Origin of the sequence: Novipirellula rosea (assembly GCF_039541335.1) — a bacterium.
Taxonomy (GTDB): domain Bacteria; phylum Planctomycetota; class Planctomycetia; order Pirellulales; family Pirellulaceae; genus Novipirellula; species Novipirellula rosea.
This window is the reverse complement of the sequence record NZ_BAABGA010000066.1, coordinates 1-20,402: the sequence shown is the minus strand read 5'-3', so window position 1 is coordinate 20,402 and position 20,402 is coordinate 1. Positions and strand designations below refer to the sequence as shown.

Here is a 20,402-nt window from a genome sequence, read left to right as displayed (position 1 = left end):
ATTTAAAAACGCGGCTTGGATTTGCAACACAGAACAATGTCTGACTCTCACCCCAATCCTCTGGACTCTTCTCTGTCCACCGCGCCGCGGACGATGCTCGGACGTATCGTTTGGTTCTGTCTGACCAACAAGTTGGTCGTGTTGCTGTTGGTCATCGCAACGATTTTCTGGGGCGTGATGGTCGCGCCGTTCGATTGGCAAGTCGGCACGTTGCCTCGCGATCCGGTGCCGGTTGATGCCATTCCCGACATCGGCGAGAACCAGCAAATTGTCTTCACCGAGTGGATGGGACGCAGCCCGCAAGATGTCGAAGACCAAATCGGCTATCCGTTAACCGTGGCCTTATTGGGGATTCCTGAGGTCAAGACGATCCGTAGTTATTCGATGTTTGGATTCTCGAGCATCTATATCATCTTTGGTGAAGACGCCGATTTCTATTGGTCGCGAACACGGGTGCTGGAAAAACTAAACAGTCTGCCGTCGGGCACGCTGCCCACCGGCGTGCAACCCACGCTTGGACCCGATGCCACCGCACTCGGGCAAGTCTTTCTCTATACACTCGAAGGTCGTGACCCTGCGGGGCAACCCACAGGTGGTTGGGATCCGCGTGAACTGAGGACAATCCAAGATTATTACGTTCGCTACTCGCTAACGTCCGCCGAAGGAGTCAGTGAAGTGGCGTCGATTGGCGGCTTTGTCCAGGAATATCAGATTGATGTCGATCCCGATGCGATGCGGGCCGCTGGCGTGACGCTAGCCAATGTGTTCGAGTCGGTGCGGATGACCAATGTGGACGTCGGTGCGAGAACGATCGAGCTGAATAAAGTCGAGTATGTGATTCGGGGGCTGGGGTTTGTCGAGCAAGTCGAGGACCTGGAAAAGACGGTCGTGAAAGTGACCGACAACGTGCCAATCACGGTCAAGGACGTCGCGACGGTATCGCTCGGACCGGCGCTGCGACGCGGAGCACTCGATAAAGCGGGCAGCGAAGCAGTCGGTGGCATTGCGGTGGTACGATACGGATTCAATCCGCTCTCGGCGATCAAGAATATCAAACAACGTGTCAAGGAAGTTTCGCCCGGGTTGCCGACAAAGGTCGTTGTCGATTACAGCCGGGTGACCGCCCGCGAGGTGGACGACTATGCCGACTTGCACGGATTGAACGCAATCACTGCGGGGGATTCTGATGATGCCGCGTGGGTGAAACACCTGCGATCGATCCCCGCCGAGCAATGGCCCGCGTGGATTACAACGAGCCAAGTTGCGATCGTGCCGTTCTATGACCGTACCGGTTTGATCTATGAAACGCTCGGCACGCTGAACACGGCGCTGGTAGAGGAGATTTTGGTGACGATCATTGTCATTCTTGTGATGGTCGTTCACCTGCGAAGCTCGTTTTTGATCAGTGCCCTGCTGCCGTTGGCGGTGCTAATGTGTTTCATCGCGATGAAGACATTTGGGGTGGATGCCAACATCGTCGCTCTGTCGGGAATCGCGATTGCAATCGGAACGATGGTCGACATGGGTATCATTCTGACCGAGAACATATTGAAGTATCTCGACGAGGCGGATCCCGACGAAGATCGTATGTCGTTGATCTTCAGGGCGTCACACGAAGTCGCCGGAGCGGTCGTGACCGCAGTGTCCACCACCGTGGTCAGTTTCCTACCCGTCTTCACGATGATCGGAGCGGAAGGCAAATTGTTTCGGCCGCTGGCGTTTACCAAAACCTTTGCATTGGTCGCTTCGGTCGTGGTCGCGCTGATGATCATTCCTCCTGCGGCTCACGTGTTGATGGGAGGCCGGTTTCGTTCCAAGCTGCTGTTGCGTGTGGCGTGGTTGGGACTCTTGGGCGCGGGGATTGCGGCATCGATCATGCTCGTTTGGTGGATCGGGGCCATTTTGATTGTGTTGGCGACCTTCAAATTGTGGGAAGACCGCATTCCTGAGCGGTTTAGGCACTATGGACCTACCGCAGCGAGTGTTTTGGCGGTCGTCGTTGTCGCCGTGCTGTTGACGGATCACTGGTTGCCGCTGGGGCCCGAGAAAGGTCTGCTGCGAAACCTGATCTTTGTCGGGCTGTTGATCGGCGGCATCCTCGGGTTCTTCACCGTGTTTCAGCGTTATTTGTATGAGCCGACATTGCGTTGGTGTTTGAACCACAAGCTGATGTTTCTTTCAATTCCAGCGGTGATCTTGATCTGGGGTGGATGTGCATGGCTGGGGTTCGATCGCGTCTTTGGTTTTGTGCCTCGAACACTGGCCGCCGTCGGGGTTCCCGAAGCAGCGGTCCGAACGTCGTCGCCTTGGCAAGCGGCGTCGACCGCGCTTCCCGGGCTGGGCAAAGAGTTCATGCCGCCGCTCGACGAAGGATCGTTTCTGTACATGCCCACCACCATGCCGCACGCTTCGATTGGCGAGGCGATGGACGTCATGCAATTGCAAAATCAGCTGCTGATTTCGATCCCCGAAGTCGAGTCGGTGGTGGGTAAGATCGGACGCGCCGACAGCCCGCTGGATCCCGCACCGGTGTCGATGATTGAAACCTATATCACCTACAAGTCCGAATACAAATCAGACAAAAACGGTCGTCGGTTGGAATTCAAATTCGATGATGCAGCGGGTGATTTCGTGCGTGATTCCGATGGGGAATTGATCACCGAGGATGGTGGACGCCCGTTTCGGCAATGGCGAGATGAAATTCAAACTCCCGACGACATTTGGCAAGCGATCACCGAAGCAGCCGAGATCCCCGGGACAACGTCGGCGCCTAAGTTACAGCCGATTGCTGCTCGGATAGTCATGCTGCAAAGCGGGATGCGCGCCCCGATGGGGATGAAGATCAAAGGCCCCAATTTGGAAACCATCGAACGAGTCGCACTCGAGATGGAAGCGATGCTAAAACAAGTGCCCTCGGTGCAGGCGTCGGCCGTCATTGCTGATCGAATCGTGGGCAAGCCCTATTTGGAAATCGACATCGATCGCGACGCAATCGTGCGTTATGGATTGCACATTCGCACGGTTCAGGACGTGATCGAAATCGCGATTGGGGGCCGACAAATCACGACGACGGTCGAAGGGCGAGAGCGATTTCCTGTGCGAGTCCGCTACGCCCGTGAACTGCGTGATGATATTGAATCACTTGAGCGAATTCTTGTTCCGGCACCCACGGGACAACAGATTCCGCTCGGTCAATTGGCCGACATTCGCTATCTGCGTGGTCCACAAGTGATCAAGAGTGAAGACACGTTCTTGATTGGCTACGTCCTGTTTGACATGAAGCCGGGCAATGCCGAAGTCGACGTTGTCGAAGAGGCCCAAGCATTCCTGGAAACCAAGATTGCCTCAGGTGAGTTGACGCTGCCACCCGGAGTGACGTATACGTTCGCAGGCAACTACGAGAATCAACTTCGTTCTCAAAAGACGCTGTCGATCGTATTGCCGCTGGCGCTTGGAATCATTTTCCTGATCCTCTATTTGCAATTCAAATCGGCGATCACGACATCGTTGGTCTTTAGCGGGATCATGATTGCATGGGCTGGCGGATTTATCATGTTGTGGCTCTATGGAACTGAGTGGTTCCTTGATTTTGAGTTGCTAGGCACGAATATGCGCGAGTTGTTTCAGGTTCACACGATCAACCTCAGCGTTGCTGTTTGGGTCGGTTTCTTAGCGTTGTTCGGCATCGCGAGCGATGATGGCGTCGTGATCGCTTCGTACTTGGACGAAAGTTTTCGCAAGGAGCGGATTGCAAACGCGAATCATGCACGCGAAGCGACCGTCATCGCCGGAATGCGACGCGTTCGTCCTTGTTTGATGACGACGGCAACGACCCTGCTGGCCTTGATCCCGGTGCTCACGTCGACCGGTCGGGGCAGCGACATCATGGTGCCAATGGCAATCCCTAGTTTCGGCGGGATGGCGATTGAGATCATCACGATGCTCGTGGTTCCGGTGCTGTACTGCAGCGCGATGGAATGGAAGCTGCGGCTAGGAATCAAGGACGAGCGATTCGTCGAAAATGCCTGATTTCGCAGGTATGGAATAAGGGAAGAAAACAAATGTCGCGAGGCTGATCGAGAAACGTTCCACCTCTCATTATTCCCACGCTTCTTGTCGCTCGCCCCGGAACCGCTCTAGTCGTTGAGTCAATGAGTAACTAAAATTTGCGTTATGATCCGATTCGTTTCACTACTGCTGATTCCTTTTTTTGTGCTGGGGCAAGCTCTGCCTCATTCGCACGCGGGGACCGGCGTTGCTGAACCAGAGGGTCACGCCGTGCGTCCGCATCTCCATTTGCATTCGCACGATCACCATCATGACGGTGAATCACACGATCACGACCACGCTGATCGTCATGCCGGTGAAGATGATTTAGCAGCGGATGCCGAAGGCATTTTGCCAGCATCGGATCACGATTCGGATGCCCTTTACCTGACGGCATCTGGGCAATCGCTGACGCGTCATTCTCAATCGTTTGAGATCGATGTTTACGCTGCGAATTTGGATGCGTCAACGCTGCCGGTTGTGGTCGATACACGGTGTCGATACCACGCCAGCGTTCCGCCGGATCCGCTTGCAACACTGCCGATCTATCTTCTCACAGCCTCGCTTCGGCTATAGCGGACGCTCCTTTGCGCATGCCTTGATCATGTGCAAATCCGAGTGATCCGGCGGCAACAACTGCGGGCTTTACCGCTCGATTCGCTGCCGCTGTCATCTCCCCTACCAATGCCTATTTCAGCCTTGCGGCTAACGCTGCGCGGTCGGTGTTGTCCGCTGGAAATCTGTTGAGAACGAACCCATGTTGAAAACTTTAAAGTCATTACTTAGAACCTTCAGCGGTCCCGCAATGATCATGATTGCCGTCGCGGTGATCTGGTTCTTTCGAGCCGAATTGTTGGGTAGCCACGGAACGAGTGAAACACCGGCAGAAGAGCAATCGAGCAATCCGGCTGAGAAGCAAACGGTACTGGAAATCAGCACCCAAGCCAGGAAGAATCTGGGTTTGGTATCTGCACCAGCCAGGCCGCAAGAATATTGGAGAACGGTCGTCATTCCTGGTGAAGTTGCTGACCGACCGGGGCTGTCCGATCGTGGCGTTACATCGCCAGCCGTCGGTGTCGTCACCGCGATTCATGCGTTCCCGGGCGACACGATGCGACCGGGCGAGCCGCTGTTCTCGCTGCGTTTGTTCAGCGAATACTTGCAAGCAACGCAGACGCAGTTGTTCAAGGCGCGGCAGGAAACCGCCATTGTGAAAGCCGAAATCGACCGGTTGTCCGGAGCGGTCAGCATCGGTGCCGTTTCGCGTTCCAAGATGATCGAGTTGGAAAGCGAAATCAGTCGCCAGAACACATTGATCCAAGCCGCTCGCCAGGAGTTGCTGACGCGAGGTCTGACTCCGGAGCAAGTGCAGCAGATCGAATCCGGAACATTTGTTTCCACTGTCGACGTGGTCGCTCCGCCCGTGCGAGATTTCGACGCGTTCGCAAATCGTACAGTGCCTCAGGAAATCCAGCAGGTCAATTTTGTTAACGAATTTGCGGAGGACCAGCCGATCGCGTACGAGGTTCAAGAGCTGGCCGTCGAACTGGGGCAACAGGTGCAAGCGGGCCAATTGCTTGCGAACTTATCGAATCACCAGATGCTTTATATCGTCGGTCACGCATTCAAACGCGAGGCTGCGTTTCTCGAACAAGCTGCCCAGGAAAGGCGGCCAATCGAAATCGAGTTCGCCGAGGATCAAGGTGGACGTTGGCCGCAGTTGGATCAGACGTTCAACATTCGTCATCTGTCGAACTCGATCGATACAAACAGCCGGACGTTTGATTTCTTTGTTCCGTTGTCAAATCAATCGCGATCCTACGGCGACCAGGGACGTGTCTTCATCGTCTGGCGTTTTCGCCCTGGCCAACGGGCTCGCATCCATGTCCCTGTGGAAAAGTTCGATGACGTATTTGTGCTGCCTGCGGAGGCGGTTGTGCGAGAGGGGCCCGAGGCGTACGTGTTCCGGCAAAACGGTGATCTGTTTAAACAGATTCCTGTTCATGTTCTGCACGAAGATCGACGCTCGGTTGTGATCGCCAACGATGGCGGTATCACGATCGGAGCTTTCTTAGCACAAAACTCAGCCGCCTCGCTCAATCGTGTGCTCAAGTCACAGTCGGCTAGCGGAAAAGAACCCGGTGTGCATGTGCATGCTGACGGCACCGTGCACGCGGCACATTGATTGAAGATTGAAGATTGAAGATTGAAGATTGAAGATTGAAGATTGAAGATTGAAGATTGAAGATTGAAGATTGAAGATTGAAGATTGAAGATTGAAAGGAACCAGACATGAATGATTCGGAATTGAAGAAGAGGACAAAGCAGCTTGCACTGAGGGTGATGAAGCTCGTCGGTGCTTTGCCGAAAGATGCAGTCGGGCGTCCCATCGGCAATCAATTGATCCGGAGTGCGACATCCGTTGGGGCGAACTATCGAGCCGCGTGTCGCGGGCGTTCGAGAGCTGAGTTCGTCTCAAAGCTTAGCATCGTCATCGAGGAAGCAGACGAATGTTGCTACTGGCTCGAACTCATTATTGAAGGCGACCTTTTACCAAAGGAGAAAGTCGAAGCACTACTCGACGAAGCGAATCAAATCACGGCAATCATGGTCGCATCCCGAAAAACAGCCAAAGGTGAATGAGGGTCGGCGATTCAATGTTCAGCAATCTTCAATCTTCAATCGACGATCTTCAATGTTAGATTCAATTATCAAATTTTCGCTCCGCTACCGAATGCTGGTCATTGTGATCAGTTTGGCAGTATTGGTGGATGGTTCGTACCTCGCCACGCAAATGTCGATCGACGTCTTTCCTGACCTCGACCGACCTCGCGTGGTCATCATCACCGAAGCGCCCGGCTTGGCGACCGAAGAAGTCGAAACGCTGGTCACCCAGCCTATTGAAATCGCGTTGTTGGGGGCCAACGGAGTGCAGGCGGTCCGCAGCCAGTCAACCGCGGGGCTGAACGTCATCTATATCGAGTTCGATTGGTCGACCGAAATTCGCGCGGCCCGGCAAACGGTTCAAGAGCGATTGGCCACACTCGAAGGCATTTTGCCCGCAGGCATCCGGCCTCAAATGACGCCGCCCTCGTCGATCATGGGGCAAATCGTAGTCGCCGGTATCTATCGTCAAGATGGACCTGATGGCGGACGACTTGCTCAACTCGGCAATACCGAAATGATGGCCGAAGTGCTTGGACGAGTTGATGGAAAACCGCAGATCCAAATTTGGGAACCCGGCGACCGCCACGATCTTTCGACCTGGAAGAAGATTGAACCAACAACAATTCAGTGGCGTGATGAACCTGGTCTCGGACCTGCTATGTCATCGGTCTCCGTGGGATTCGCCACCATCGAAATCAACGGCAAAACGTTTGAAGCAAACTTCTACAGCGAAGCCAAGCAGCAGTTGGAACTACGCACCGTCGCGGACTGGATCATTCGGCCGCGACTGCTGAAAGTTACCGGCGTGGCGGAAGTGTTCATGCTCGGCGGCGACCGGAAACAGTACCAAATCCTGATTGATCCGACCGCGCTGCTCGAATACGACGTCACGGTTCAAGAGGTTGAACAGGCACTGCGAGCCAGCAATATCAACACCAGCGGTGGCTTCGCCGTCACGGGCGAGACCGAGCGACCGATTCGGATTTTGGGACGGTTGGGTCCAGAATCACGGGTCGTTATCGAAGACTTGAAGAAAGTCCCCGTCGGCAACCATCCCAAACGCTCCGTCTTGCTCGAACAAGTCGCACGCGTCACCGAGGGAGCGCAGTTCAAGCGTGGTGACGGAAGCGTCAACGGTCGCCCGGGAATCGTGTTTACGACCGTCAAGCAACCTCACGTTGATACACGTGATCTGAGCGATGCGGTCGCGGAGGCATTTGTCGAGGTCGAGGCATCATTGCCCGCAGACATCATCGTTAACTCGGAACTGTTTCGGCTCAGAAATTTTATCGACCGAGGCATCTTCAATGTTGCCGAGGCACTCGTGATCGGTGCGGTGCTGGTCATCATCGTGCTGTTTCTGTTCCTGCTGAACTTTCGCACAACGTTTATTACGCTCACTGCGATCCCTCTTTCGCTCGTCCTGACAACGCTTACTTTCCGCATTATGGGTTGGTTGAGTGGAACGGAGCTTTCCATCAACGTGATGACGCTCGGCGGAATCGCCGTTGCGATGGGAGAACTCGTCGACGACGCGATTGTCGATGTTGAAAACATTTTTCGTCGACTCAAGCAAAACAACCTGTTACCGATCGAAAAACGGAAATCATCCATCGTCATTACCTTCGAAGCGAGCAAAGAGATTCGCAGTTCGATCGTGTTTGGAACGGCGGTCGTGATCCTCTCCTTCATGCCGTTGTTCGCACTGTCAGGCGTCGAAGGTCGCTTGTTCACGCCGCTGGGTTTCGCCTACATCGTGTCAATTTTGTCGTCGTTCGTCGTGTCGATGACCGTCACGCCTGTGCTTTCTTACTATCTGCTGCCGAACTCACGTGCCACCCACCACGAAGGCGATGGGTTTTTGTTGCACAGCTTGAAAGCGATCGCGACTCATCTGATTCGTCTCAGCATGGCGATGCCGCGAACGCTGTTCCTTCTGACATGGATCGCCGTAGCCTTGGCCGCGTGGCAGATGTCGATGTTGGGGCGAAACTTTTTGCCGCCCTTTGATGAAGGCAGTATTCAAGTCAACGTCACTCTGCCGCCTGGATCGTCGCTAGATGCTTCGAACAAAGTTTCAGGGGCAATTGATTCTGTATTCCAGTCGATGCAAAAGACGACCGACAATCCGGATGGCGAGATTTTGCACTTCGTTCGCCGAACTGGACGAGCTGAAATGGACGAACATGCATCGCCCGTTAATTTCGGCGAATACATCCTCAGTATGAACCCAGAGTCGCCGACCGAGCGAGAAGAAATCCTCGCGAGACTCCGCGAGAAAATCAGCGACGAAGCACCCGGCGTGGACATCGAGGTCGAGCAACCGTTGGCGCACTTGATCAGTCACATGATCTCGGGCGTTTATGCTCAGATCGCGATCAAGATTCACGGGGATGATTTGGATACCCTGCAGCGAGTGGCCGAACAGGTCAAAGCGACAATCCAAGACGTGCCAGGGATCACGCCGCCGGTCGTTGAGCCGATTCAAGAGACACCCGAACTGCATATCGCTCTTCGCGCCGACGACTTGGCGTTGCATGGACTGACTCGCGAATATGTCGCGGACGTTTTGCAGACGGCGCTACAGGGTGAAGTCGTTTCGCAAGTCCTCGAAGGGCAACGACGGTTCGATTTACTTGTACGGCTGGAGGAGGAGTATCGCACCGATTACGCGAATCTTGATCGACTTCGCATCGACTTACCTGATCGCGAAGGGCAACCCGATCGGGGACAGATTGAACTTCGCGAGGTTGCGGATGTGGGTGTCGGCACCGGGCCAAATTCGATCAATCGCGAGAACGCACGACGTCGAATTGTCATTCGCTGTAATACCGAGGGCCGCGACTTGGCCGGTGCGGTCAATGACATCAAGAGTCGTATTGGAAACCAAGTCGAAATGCCGGTGGGCTATTTCATTGAATACGGCGGCCAATTTGAAAGCCAACAACGTGCGACGCAGCTGATCATTGTGCTAGCCGGGGTTTCGGTGGTAGGCATGTTCATCGTATTGTTGGTCTTGTTTCCATCGATCCGCATCGTTCTGCAAATCCTAAACGCGCTCCCAACCGCGTTCATCGGTGGCGTGATGGCGCTCGTCATCACGCAACAAAGTCTGACGGTTGCGAGTCTCGTCGGTTTCATCTCGCTCGGAGGCATCGCGGTCCGCAACGGCATTTTGTTGGTGACTCACTACTTCCACTTGATGAAGGAGGAAGGTGAAGACTTCACTGAAGAGATGGTAATGCGAGGCAGTCTGGAAAGGCTTGCACCTGTATTGATGACCGCACTGACGGCGGGTATCGGTCTGATTCCGCTTGTGCTGGGCGGACAAGAACCGGGCCGTGAAATTCTCTATCCCGTTGCCACCGTCATCCTCGGCGGACTGACGACATCGACATTCTGTGAATTCCTCATTCACCCTGGACTCTTCTGGAAATTCTCTGGCAAGGACGCCGCTCGACTTGCAAGGCTCAAAACGGAGGATGACGAATTTGGAATGAACTAATCAAATAAGCCGCATTGCTGCAATCACCAGCGTTAGAAATTGTTTGCCAAAAACTCAAAGGAACCTTTCAATGAAACTCTCAATCACAACATGTTTACTCGTCTTTTGTGGACTCATCGGATTCACAGGCTGCAAAAAGGAAACTGCCACACCCGTCACACCCACAGCCGCTCCATCGAGTGAAGAGGGCGGTCATGTTCATGCCGATGGGACCGTACACGCCGCGCACGGAGGGCATGCTGCTGGTCCGCACGACGGTACCGTCGTCGACTGGGGCGGCGGTAAGTACCACGTCGAATTTACCGTCGATCACGACAAGCAACAGAGCACGGTCTACATCCTTGGCTCAGACGAGAAGTCGCCCGTTCCGATCGACGCCGAGTCCATCGACTTGAGTATCAATGATCCCGTGATGCAGGTGAGTTTGAAAGCTGCACCTCTGGACAGCGATCCGGCAGGCAAAGCATCACGTTTTGTCGGCAACCACAAGAGTTTAGGCGTCGTTCAGGAATACGCAGGAACGATTGTTGGAGTCATCGACGGCACGCCGTATTCCGGTGACTTTACCGAAGAAGCTCATGGCGCCCACGGGCATTCGCACGGACCCGATGACGCGTTGGTTTGGGAAGGTGAAACACGAGAACATGCAGGGTTGAAGATTCAACTCGGACACCACGGGAAGCAACTACACGCGGGCGAAGAAGTCGAACCGGCGGTTTCCATCGTCCGCGACGGAAAGCCTGTCGACGATGCCAAAGTTTTCAATGCGTTGGTCAGTGCCGACGGCCAAACGGTTCTGGCGAAGGAAGTCGCGACCGTATATGAGCCAACCACGGACGACGAACCGGCCCACTACGCCCAAGGAGCCCTGGCGATTCCTAACGGCGTTTCCAAAGTCATCCTTCGTTTCCGTATTGTCCCGGCTGGTGCGGATCCGGTGACGTTTGACGTTCCTGTGACGGTTGAATAGTCGGGATGGATCGAACCCAAGCGAGAGAACTTTGCTCCGAGACGACAGGGGCATCGGTACTGCCAAAGTTTTGAAGCGAAAGGTGTGAACGTCATGGTTTGGATGATAGTCAAGGCTTTGATCTCGGCAGCAGTGATCGTCGCGGTTGCCGAGATTGCTGGACGGATGCCGAGAGTGGGCGCGCTGTTATTGACATTGCCGATCATCAGCATCCTGGCGTTCGTGATGACATGGAATAAAGAACACGACATGAGCTCGATAGCGGCTTTAGCTCGTGCGACGCTTGTACTCGTTCCACTCGGACTGCCGTTCTTCGTGCCATTCGCGATTTCCAATCGGACAGGTTTGTCGTTCTGGCCATCGTTCGTGATCGGCGTCCTGTTGGCGTCGATAACGATTGGCACGTGGTTTTGGATTTCATCACCCCCCATCAATGACCCATCTTCCATCGAAAGTCATCAATAGATTCGGTAACCCACGTTTTGTCGGTTGGCGATTCTGTTTGTGGATGTCTCCTATGAAAGGACCCTAGGATAAATCCTCCGCCCCCCTCTTCCTAGTTACCGATGTTGTTAAATCGAATCATTATGAAGAAGCTCCAATATCGAGCCCTGTTCTGGCTGCCTTATCGAGTGTTCCGCCGCATCGCAATTGCGAATGTCAATTACATCTATCAACGTCCTGTCCATGACATGAAAAATGTTGTGACCGAGGAGGAATGCTCAATCGAACAGTGCTCGAGCAGTCGGCTTCGGGGACTGATGCAAACTACGGATCGCACTCTCTCAGAAAGCGATTTCGCGCTGTTGGAGTCCGGCAAGGCGTCATGTTATGCCGCGTTGCATAACAACTCACTTGTCGGCTACGCCTGGGTCGCTTTCGGTGACGTCTCAGCCGATATGAACCACGATGGTAAACCTGATACCGGGCTGCCAATTCAACTTGGCGACGACACCGCCTTCATTTTTCATGTTCTGGTGCTTCCCGACTATCGCGGTAGACGCTTATACGCGGCGATCGTAAGCCAGATCGCGAGTGAGCTGGAGACGCAGGGTATTCGTACCATGGTGCTGACGACCGAGGCATCTAACCATCGTGCGCGGCGAGCGGTCAAGCGGATGGGCTTTAACAAAATTGGGCAAACCTGGATCTTCCAAGTCGGGCCATTGTGCAAAGTTTTCTATTCAACGATCCCCGAAGAATTTGGAATCAAAATCGGTCGATATGTGGGCGATTGTGTTGATCGGAAGAGAACCATCTCTGGAATGACATCTTTGTGACGTCTGAAGTCGACACATGGAAAAAAACTGAAATTGTATTCGTATGTTTAGGCATGCGAGTCGTTACATTTTTGGTTGCCAGTTTTCATTCTTCACTTTCAAACTGTCTTGACCGTGTATGAAGTGTTGATTCTGGACGTGTTTGCTACTGGAGCGTCGTTGCGCAGGAGGTGTCGTCAGAGGGGGGGCGGATCGCTTTGGACGACGTACTAATTTGCAGATCGCTGCTGTAACATGGATCGCCGCCGATTTGTTGTTTGCGACCACCGCCTCATTCTTGTGGTTTGCATTTGCCCAAGTCTTTTTAGCGATTGAAATGTCATTCCGGTGTGGAACGGATTCATCAATCCTTTACAACGCGTCACAGACATTCGACCGATCCGATTCGTCGACGCCATCAGCCGGACGACTGGCAGTCATGTGAGGTTCGTCCTCGGTCAGTGTTCCTGTTTTATCGAACGCAATCGCATTGAGTTGACCAAGGCTTTCAAGTGGTCCACCGCCTTTCACGAGAACGCCACCGCGAGCGGCACATGCCACGCCGCTTAGAACGGCACAGGGCGTGGCAATCGCGAGCGCACCCGGTCTTGCTGCAACCAGAACCGCCATTGCTCGATCAAAGGAATCGCCAATGGGTTCATTAATGAGCAGCGGTGCAAACAGCAACAGCACGACGCCCGAGATCACCGACGGAACAAATTAACGCTCGAATAGTTTCGATGAATTTCTGCGTCGATGAGACTCGTGCTTCCGCTTCGCTGACGATCGGCACGCATGAAAAACTTGGGGTGGTCCAAGAGTACGAAGGGACGATGACCGGCGTGATCGATGGCACCCCGTACTCGGGCGATTTCAAAGAAGAAGCTCACGACCACTAACTCACATTGATTTCGACTCTGCCCTCGATTCTGTTAGTATCTGCCACCCGCCGCGGGTGACGACCGCGGCGATGACGATGCCGATGAGGAGATCGGGGATTTGCGAACCGAGTAGCAGAACGAGCAAGCCAGAGACGATGACACCAACGTTAGCGATGACGTCATTGGCCGAAAAAATGTAGGACGCTCGGAAGTTGATGTCGCCATGTTTATGCCGCGAGATGAGTTTTAGACAAATTGCGTTGGCGATCAACGCAACCAACCCCATCCCCATCATCGCGGCACCAATCGGTTCGCCACCGCCGACAAATCGGCGGACCACTTCGATCAACACGCTGATACCGAGGACGACTTGCAACACGCCGCTGGCGGTCGCGGCGTTGTGCCGGATCGATGACGATCGACCGACCGCGTACAGACTAATCGCGTAAACGCTGGCGTCAGCCAACATGTCGAGCGAATCGGCGATCAGTCCCGTCGAACTGGCCAGCAACCCAGCGACGATCTCGGCGACAAACATCGCCGCATTGATCGCCAGGACAATCCGCAGCGTCTTTCGCTGCGACTCGCCGTCGGCCTCCAGTTCGCATCCACAGTCGCTCATCGTTACATATTCAATCCGTGGTAGAGATGCTCAGTAGGTGTGCATGGATGCGGTTTGTCAGCCGTTTCGTCCAATGCTGCGAAGCATTCATTCTTATCGCCTTGCCCTAATTTAGCGTAGCGGAAGTCGTCAAGACTTTCGTGCCACGGCGAATGCCCAATGCCCTCTACTTTGGGTAGCAGCACGGCGCGAGCCGTCCGGTTGCAGCATGATAAAACGTTCGATTTCGACCGGGCGGCTCACGCCGCTCCGCTATAAAACCCACCTATTTTAGTTGCCAAGTCGTTGCCGGCGAACATAATCTCGGCATTGCAAAATCCGCTAATAGGCTTACTCGGAACGAGAGGTATGGTTGTCTTCGTGCTTTTTGTGTTTCATCATTTTTCCTTTCATCATTTCATCCATTTTCTTTTTGCACATGGGACACATCTCTCCAGACTTTTCGTCGTGCATGTTTGAGGACCGCATCATCGCGATTTCCATCATTGACATCGGTTTGTGTGGAGCATCACCAAGACTTGACTGCTGTTCGGACGTAAGGACCTTCGTCGCCTTTCTCTGAGCCTCTTCAGCGATCGATTTCAGTTCCTGCTTCTGCTGCTCTGTCAACTTGAGTTCGTCTGCTCGCGCCATCAACAGTGGTGGGCTGTCAGCCGTCAGCTTGATCCCTTTCAGTCCGGTCATCATTGGACACATTGACTTGGACGACATCTCTTTGTTGCTCTCGCCCGTTGTTTGTGCAAATGTCATCGACTGAACTGAGAAAGCGACAAGCGAAGCAAGTGCTACTCCGGCGGCGCCAAGTGCAATGGGGGTTCGTGGTTTGTTACGATAGCTTTTCATAGTGGATCACCTAATGTGCATTAATGAAACGGAGTACCGCCCGACGCAGTACGAACCAGTAAGAGACGGGCAACTCGCGTGCCACGATAAGCCACGCATTCATGGTTGTAGGTTTGGGGGTGTGCTGCAGGTCCTCGCAAGGCAGTTAATCGCTTCAATGTCGGAAGCTGTCGAGAGTGTCTGGTACCCCCGGCGGGTATCGCTACAATCTGGCGGATGGAGAACCCAGTCGACCCCAGTCCGAACCAATCGATCGACGACGCAACGGTCCGTGCCGCTGCGTCGGGGGATCGGTCTGCGCGTCGCGATATCTACGAACAAACGTCCCCTCGTGTGTATCGTTTGATGGTGCGAATGGTGGGACAGCAAGACGCCGACGATTTAACGCAGCAAACCTTTGTTCAAGCATTTGGAAAAATCAGCCAATTTAGTGGCGAAGCCAAGTTCGAGACGTGGTTGTATCGATTGGCGACCAACGAGGCGCTGCAGCATTTGCGCCGAGAGAAGCATCGGCGGACGAAGGATTTGGTTGTCGAACCTGCGACGCAGCCCACGGATTCTGTCGAACAAAACGAACGCGTGGCGGTCGTCCGGCAAGCACTCGAGGCGATCGATCCAGAACTGCGAGCCATTTTCACGCTAAAGGAAGAAAGCGGATTGTCCTACCACGAAATCGCAGTGACCCTCGGCATCCCCGAGGGAACCGTAGGATCGCGGCTCAATCGAGCACGACGCGAATTGCGGCGGGTAATCGAAGCAAGTTGGAAATGAAGAAGAAGAGAGCGGGAAGAGAGAGTGGGAGACAGAGAGACAGGGAGAGGGGGAGTTGACTCGGTAGCTTAACTTTTTTTTCAGCTTCTCCGTGTCTCCGTGTCTCCGTGTCTCCGTGTCTCCGTGTCTCCCCCTCTCCATGTCTCAATTCGGGCAACCGACGGTGCGGTTGATTTGTGCAATCGTCGTCGCCAGGCTGGCGTCGAATCGCGCGAGCTGGGTCTCGAACATCAACAGTTCACGGTAGGTCTCGATCAGACTGTAGAAGTCAGTGCGTTTGCCCCGGTAATCGGCCACCGATAGTTGCAACGTTTTTTCGGTGCGGGGGATGATTCGCTCTTCGTACAATTGTCGCTGTTCGATCAGCGAGTCGGCTTGAGCGAGTAAACGCCGCAGACGGCCGTACAGCGAGTCTCGCTCGGCTTCCATGCGGTTGGTGGTGCTGTTGGTGCGATGCGCCGCTTCGCGAATTCCCGCATTGATCTTGTCTCGCCAAATCGGCAGCGTCGTGCCGACGGTGAAGCTGAGGTTGTCGTGACCGTTGGCGACCCCACTGAGCACGTCGTCATCGTCGCTGACGATCGACAGGTTCACGCCGACCTGTAGGTCCGGGTACTTTTGCAAACACGCCAATCGGTGGCGTTCTCGGTCGCGTTGGATCTCCCATGCCAAACCTTGCAGTTCAGGACTGCACGCTTCCGCCGATGCGATCAATTGATCCAATTGCCCAGGGGCATCGGATATTCCTAAATCGTCGGCTGCTTCGGGCACCATCGAAACCGGTTGTTGCAGCAGTGCCGCAAGATCCGCTTGCGCCATCTGCTTCTGTTTGGTCAGCTGAATGCGTTGATCTTCGAGTCGGTCCGATTCCAATTGAGCTCGCAGCACGTCCTGCTGAGCCCCACCACTGCGATAACGCGCCTCGGCCACCTTGGTTAGATCGTCCACCAAATCGGTTGTCTCATCGACGATTTGGATCGCTCGCGTTGCGTACCAGAGTTCGTAGTAGGCGGTGCGTACCGATTCGGTTACCTCGCGTTCGATGCGGTCCACTTCGGCTTGAGCGATTTGCACCTCGCGACTGGCAATCGCTGCCTTGGCACGCCGTTTCTCGGGCCACGGAACGCCTTGGGAAAGCGACATTTGGTGAGCGATACGTCCACCCGCAGTTTGCAGGGCTTGGTCATGCAGCGGCCAAAAGGTGTTGTTAAACATCGGGTCCGGCAACGCCTTGGCCTGCGGGATCACGTTGGTCGCCGCGGCAACGCGGTGTCGGGCGGCTTGGATTCTTGGATGTCCTGCCAATGCGATGCCAACAAAGTATTCGACGGGCCGGCCGCTCGAGGACGCGGTTTCATTTTGGGTGGACGATAGTTCACTCGACTGCGGCTGGTGGGTGGCCGGATTCAGCTGCGGCGATTGGTTTGCTTGGCGTGCATCCCGGTCGCCTGCATCGACGTTGTTCTCGGCTTCGTCAACCAGAGTCAAATTCATCGCGGCAAAGACTGCGGCATCGTCGTAGCGGACAGGGCGGATGGGGGCTACAGGTTCGTCTGCTGCGGCAGCGATTCGACCGCTTTTTGCTGGCGTAATCTCATCCGTGGGGTTGGACGTCGATAGAAGCGGCGCGGTCACAATGGGAGGGGTTGGGGCGCGAGTTGCAGTGCACCCCCCGGCGGAAGTCGCCAGGATGGCTAGCAGTATCAGCCGTTTTTTTCGGATGCGTCGATGCGTTTGCATGCCATTTTCCCGCGTTGAAAGACGTCACTTTTTGACTTGGTGTAGCTATAATGCCACTGTAAACCTTGCCCAATCCGTAAATTCCCCTTGAACCGATCGGGCAAATGACCGATACAGTGCGTATACCGGTCATGGGTATATTCTTCGGAGCGTTTCAGTAGTGATCTTCCGCCTAAGTCATATCGCCGTCATTCTTTCGCTGATCGTCGCAACGATGATCCAGCCGATGGCGTTATGTATGGCCGAAGCATCTTGTCCTGCGAAATCCACTTCTCCGCTGATGTGCCACGGGTGTGGATGCTGCGAGGTCGATTCGGCAGCGACGCAGTGTGGTTGCTGCTGTGCCCGTAATGCGACTGCGGCTGAAGCTGCGGCATCAGAACCTGCCCCAGCGGACCAGGAAACATCAAGCTGCTGTCACGACGATGCTACGGCGGTGACATCCTCGTCCAACGCGACGCTGCATCCGGCTAAATCAGCGGACCAAGTTTGGCTTCCTGAACAAGTGATCGCAGGAAGTGAGAAGACAGACACTCGCAGCCTTTCCGCGTGTCTGTGTGGTGTGACCTCGCCACCGCTTAGTGATTCGAGTCCGCGTCCTCCGATCAATGAGCTGCGAAATTTCGAGGTTCTCAGTTACCTTGTTCGTGCGGTAGACGCCGAGGCGGATCGCAACGCGGTTTGGCCAGTCGATGAGTGGGATGCCGCGACTTCGTTGTCGTTGCACTTTTCTCAGCGTGTTCTCTGTATCTGGCGTCTCTAACGTCTGCGCTTGAGTTGCGTCTTCACGGCAACTCTCTGTTGAGTCATTTCCTGCGCACTTGAGATCCCGAATCTCACGATTGGAAATGGTTTTTGTGCATGGATCGTAGCGCGATCGATGCCCTTTCTGCGTCTTCGCAAACGCACGCTTGCTGCAAAGCCTATCCGAGAACTCAATATGTCTGCCCATTCAAAGTCTGACGATTCAAACGAGACAGAGCCCATCGCTCCATCGGACTCACCACCACCAAGCACACCGTCGTCTTCCGCGATGCGCAGTGGACGAGCATGGTTGGTTCGGATCGGTGTCCAGGCAGCTGCCGTGCTGGCGGTCGCTGCGCTACTGCTAGTGATGATCGGGTTTGCCCAGCGGACTGGATGGATCACGCCGGATGGTTTTTTCGGGACAAAGAACAATGATGCTTCGCAGTCCGCGAAGGGGGACGCAGACAAACGTTACATCTGTCCGATGATGTGCACTCCACCATCAACCGAACCAGGCCGCTGTCCCGTTTGCGCGATGGAATTGGTCGAGGCGGTAGGTGGTGGCGGCGGAGATGGAAAATCGGTCACGATCGAAGCCGCGGCTCGTCGTTTGGTAGGGATTCAAACCGCGACCTCCAAAATGGGGCAGGTCAACCGTGTGATTCGGACGATCGGCTCGATTGATTTCGACGAAAGCAAACTGGCGACCATCTCGGCTTACGTCGATGGTCGACTCGAAAAATTGTACGCCAATTACGCGGGTGTCCGAGTCAACAAAGGGGACGACTTGGCGTTGATCTACAGTCCTCAGCTCTATTCGGCACAGACCGAATTCATCACCAGTCTGGATAGCGGTTCGGTAGGACGATTCAGTGCCAGTGATACGAATCTGAACGAAATGGCGCGAGAGAATCTTACGGAACTCGGAATGACCGAGACCCAAATCGAACAGCTTCGTAAGAGCCGAAAACCGCAATCGCGGATCCGTATCAAGTCGCCTCAATCCGGCACCGTGATCGAAAAATCGGCGGTCGAAGGTGACTACGTCAAAACGGGACAAAAAATTTATCGCATCGCGGATTTATCCTCGGTGTGGTTGATGTTGGATCTGTTTCCTGATGATGCGTCGGTGGTTCGGTTTGGACAACAAGTCGAAGCCGAAATTCAATCGCGACCGGGCGAAGTGTTTACGGGGCGAGTGGCCTTTATCGATCCCATCGTCAACCCCCGTACTCGGACCGTCCGTGTGCGGGTCGAGGTCCTGAACTTTGACGGCAAACTGCGACCGGGTGATTACGCGACGGCGCGAATCACGGTTCCCACGGTCGCCACCGACCTCGTTTACGATCCCGCATTGGCAGGAAAATACATCAGCCCGATGCATCCGCAAGTGATCCGGGACGAATCAGGCGAGTGTCCGCTGTGTGGGATGGATTTGGTGTCCACTTCGACACTGGGGTTCTCGCCGACACCACTGCCGCAACAAAAGGTGGTGACGGTGCCTCGCGATGCCGTGTTGTTGGCCGGCAGCAACAGTGTGCTGTACGTGGAAACGGAACCAGGCCGTTTTGAAATTAGGCGAGTCACCCTCGGTGCGATGAATCGGGACGAGGCGGTGATCGTCGAAGGGTTAGCGGCGGGCGAAACCGTAGCGACAGGCGGGAATTTCTTGATCGATTCGCAGATGCAGCTCGCCGGCAACCCATCGCTGATGGACCCCAGTCGGGCGCCACGTTTTGCTCCAGGCCCGATGCCGTTGCCGCAAGCGGAACCGGTGATGTTGGCCAACGAAAGCGGGAAGCGGTTTGACCAAGCCTATCAAGCCTACTTCGAGATCCAGCGCGCCTTGGCCGCCGACATGACGCCATCGCCCGTGGCGCTGAACGCATTATTGGAGAACCTGTCGCAATTGGAATTGTCGGGCGCTGTTCCCGACCGCGTGCAGAAAGAGTTGGCGGCGGCACGACGCAGTGCCGGACGCATGGATGGATCGATCGAGACCGCGCGGGAAGCGTTCCGAGGCGTCAGTCACGCGATGCTGCGTGCCGCAGCGGTCGCACGTGGCCCGCAAACCGCCACCACGCTGACGCATTACTACTGTCCGATGGTGCCGGGCGACGGAGGTGATTGGATGCAGCCGGGCGGCGAGTTAGTCAACCCGTACTGGGGTAGCGAGATGTTGCACTGCGGCGAGGTCGTCCGTGATCTGGCCGTCGCAGAAGCGAGTGAGGAGTGAGGAGTGAGGAGTGAGGAGTGAGGAGTGAGGAGTGAGGGAGACAGGGAGACAGGGAGACAGGGAGACAGGGAGAGTGGGAGAGTGGGAGAGTGGGAGAGTGGGAGAGTGGGAGAG

Annotated in this window: 16 protein-coding genes; 12 read left to right on the top strand and 4 right to left on the bottom strand. The window is 55.0% G+C overall.

What is annotated here, in order from left to right; all coding sequences use genetic code 11:
• Positions 1 to 36 precede the first annotated feature (36 nt).
• The 8 genes from ABD971_RS24220 to ABD971_RS24185 all read left to right on the top strand — a co-directional run bounded on the left by ABD971_RS24220 (position 37) and on the right by ABD971_RS24185 (position 12,469).
• On the top strand, positions 37 to 4,029 hold the full coding sequence (locus tag ABD971_RS24220) for an efflux RND transporter permease subunit (protein ID WP_345326341.1): 3,993 nt from the start codon (positions 37 to 39) through the stop codon (positions 4,027 to 4,029).
• Between the two features lie 144 nt (positions 4,030 to 4,173).
• On the top strand, positions 4,174 to 4,623 hold the full coding sequence (locus ABD971_RS24215) for a hypothetical protein (protein WP_345326339.1): 450 nt from the start codon (positions 4,174 to 4,176) through the stop codon (positions 4,621 to 4,623).
• 181 nt (positions 4,624 to 4,804) lie between these two features.
• A complete protein-coding gene (locus tag ABD971_RS24210; RefSeq protein ID WP_345326337.1) occupies positions 4,805 to 6,232 on the top strand; it encodes an efflux RND transporter periplasmic adaptor subunit in 1,428 nt (475 codons plus the stop codon).
• A 107-nt stretch (positions 6,233 to 6,339) separates the two neighbouring features.
• Entirely contained in the window at positions 6,340 to 6,690 is a 351-nt protein-coding gene (locus tag ABD971_RS24205) for a four helix bundle protein (protein ID WP_146595561.1), read from the top strand.
• 52 nt (positions 6,691 to 6,742) lie between these two features.
• On the top strand, positions 6,743 to 10,219 hold the full coding sequence (locus ABD971_RS24200; RefSeq protein ID WP_345326330.1) for an efflux RND transporter permease subunit: 3,477 nt from the start codon (positions 6,743 to 6,745) through the stop codon (positions 10,217 to 10,219).
• A 70-nt stretch (positions 10,220 to 10,289) separates the two neighbouring features.
• Positions 10,290 to 11,189 carry a hypothetical protein gene (locus tag ABD971_RS24195; protein ID WP_345326328.1) on the top strand — a complete coding sequence of 300 codons (900 nt, stop codon included), beginning with the start codon at positions 10,290 to 10,292 and terminating at the stop codon, positions 11,187 to 11,189.
• Between the two features lie 93 nt (positions 11,190 to 11,282).
• Positions 11,283 to 11,654, top strand: a complete 372-nt coding sequence (locus ABD971_RS24190; protein ID WP_345326326.1) for a DUF3147 family protein — start codon at positions 11,283 to 11,285, stop codon at positions 11,652 to 11,654.
• Between the two features lie 122 nt (positions 11,655 to 11,776).
• The gene (locus ABD971_RS24185; protein ID WP_345326324.1) at positions 11,777 to 12,469 is read left to right on the top strand and encodes a GNAT family N-acetyltransferase; all 693 of its coding nucleotides are present in this window, start codon (positions 11,777 to 11,779) and stop codon (positions 12,467 to 12,469) included.
• A 351-nt stretch (positions 12,470 to 12,820) separates the two neighbouring features.
• On the opposite strand, the gene ABD971_RS24180 is transcribed toward ABD971_RS24185, so the two are convergent.
• Positions 12,821 to 13,156, bottom strand: a complete 336-nt coding sequence (locus ABD971_RS24180) for a hypothetical protein (protein WP_425571362.1) — start codon at positions 13,154 to 13,156, stop codon at positions 12,821 to 12,823.
• 32 nt (positions 13,157 to 13,188) lie between these two features.
• Here ABD971_RS24180 and ABD971_RS24175 point away from each other — a divergent pair, with 32 nt between their 5' ends.
• On the top strand, positions 13,189 to 13,347 hold the full coding sequence (locus ABD971_RS24175) for a hypothetical protein (protein ID WP_345326456.1): 159 nt from the start codon (positions 13,189 to 13,191) through the stop codon (positions 13,345 to 13,347).
• A gap of 1 nt (position 13,348) precedes the next feature.
• On the opposite strand, the gene ABD971_RS24170 is transcribed toward ABD971_RS24175, so the two are convergent.
• On the bottom strand, positions 13,349 to 13,951 hold the full coding sequence (locus ABD971_RS24170) for a cation efflux transmembrane domain-containing protein (RefSeq protein WP_339938940.1): 603 nt from the start codon (positions 13,949 to 13,951) through the stop codon (positions 13,349 to 13,351).
• Between the two features lie 330 nt (positions 13,952 to 14,281).
• On the bottom strand, positions 14,282 to 14,635 hold the full coding sequence (locus ABD971_RS24165; protein WP_345326321.1) for a hypothetical protein: 354 nt from the start codon (positions 14,633 to 14,635) through the stop codon (positions 14,282 to 14,284).
• A gap of 375 nt (positions 14,636 to 15,010) precedes the next feature.
• On the opposite strand from ABD971_RS24165, the gene ABD971_RS24160 reads away from it, so the two are divergent.
• Positions 15,011 to 15,565 (top strand): RNA polymerase sigma factor, encoded by a 555-nt coding sequence (locus ABD971_RS24160; RefSeq protein WP_345326319.1) that lies wholly within the window; start codon positions 15,011 to 15,013, stop codon positions 15,563 to 15,565.
• Between the two features lie 144 nt (positions 15,566 to 15,709).
• Here ABD971_RS24160 and ABD971_RS24155 read toward each other — a convergent pair whose 3' ends face one another.
• Positions 15,710 to 17,305, bottom strand: coding sequence for a TolC family protein (locus tag ABD971_RS24155; protein WP_345326317.1), 1,596 nt, complete (start codon positions 17,303 to 17,305; stop codon positions 15,710 to 15,712).
• A 160-nt stretch (positions 17,306 to 17,465) separates the two neighbouring features.
• Here ABD971_RS24155 and ABD971_RS24150 point away from each other — a divergent pair, with 160 nt between their 5' ends.
• Together ABD971_RS24150 and ABD971_RS24145 are read left to right on the top strand one after the other, a co-directional pair.
• Positions 17,466 to 18,068 carry a hypothetical protein gene (locus ABD971_RS24150; protein WP_345326315.1) on the top strand — a complete coding sequence of 201 codons (603 nt, stop codon included), beginning with the start codon at positions 17,466 to 17,468 and terminating at the stop codon, positions 18,066 to 18,068.
• 177 nt (positions 18,069 to 18,245) lie between these two features.
• Positions 18,246 to 20,288, top strand: a complete 2,043-nt coding sequence (locus ABD971_RS24145) for a heavy metal-binding domain-containing protein (RefSeq protein ID WP_425571361.1) — start codon at positions 18,246 to 18,248, stop codon at positions 20,286 to 20,288.
• Positions 20,289 to 20,402: the final 114 nt, after the last annotated feature.